Origin of the sequence: Campylobacter concisus UNSWCS, from assembly GCF_000466685.1 — a bacterium.
Taxonomy (GTDB): Bacteria; Campylobacterota; Campylobacteria; order Campylobacterales; family Campylobacteraceae; genus Campylobacter_A; species Campylobacter_A concisus_A.
This window is the reverse complement of the sequence record NZ_ANNG01000170.1, coordinates 1-218: the sequence shown is the minus strand read 5'-3', so window position 1 is coordinate 218 and position 218 is coordinate 1. Positions and strand designations below refer to the sequence as shown.

Below are 218 nucleotides of genomic sequence, written 5' to 3'. Positions count from 1 at the left end.
AAAAGAGGCACAGGCTGCACTCTCCATCACTGTGCAAAACGAATATGCCCAGATCGCTCCAGCCACTATAGCCCTACAAGAAGCAGTTAAACAACTAAATAGCGTAAAAAAAGAATACGAACAATATAAGAATAAAAAATCAAATTTACAAACCAAACTAAATGAACTAAAGCAAAGATATAAAAACAAAGAAGCAGGCATCAATGCTTCTGACATAG

General features: G+C 35.8%; 1 protein-coding gene. It reads left to right on the top strand.

Annotation, left to right across the window (positions count from 1 at the left end):
• On the top strand, positions 1-218 hold a 218-nt coding region (locus tag UNSWCS_RS12280), incomplete at both ends, for a hypothetical protein (protein WP_035144346.1).